Here is a 231-nt window from a genome sequence, read left to right as displayed (position 1 = left end):
ATATCCATCAAGCTACGTACTTTTACCGTACCAAATCGTGCCACACGGCCAATATCATTGCGATGCAAATCGACTAGCATATTGTGCTCGGCCAGAACCAATCGCAGATAATTCAACCGAACAAGGTCGCTTCCGCAATCGTCGTATTGAATTTATGGTCAATGACGAGGTTGTTAGTGCAAACGATGGCATGATGATAAACGGTGATTCGCTAGATCCAGATATGAACCC

General features: G+C 44.6%; 1 pseudogene. It reads left to right on the top strand.

Going from position 1 to position 231, the window contains the following annotated elements:
- Positions 1 to 231 (top strand): annotated as a pseudogene (locus SB772_RS46070) (hypothetical protein); the annotation flags it as partial.

Origin of the sequence: Paraburkholderia sp. SIMBA_030 (assembly GCF_046535245.1) — a bacterium.
Taxonomy (GTDB): Bacteria; Pseudomonadota; Gammaproteobacteria; order Burkholderiales; family Burkholderiaceae; genus Paraburkholderia.
This window is presented reverse-complemented; position numbering and strand designations above follow the sequence as displayed.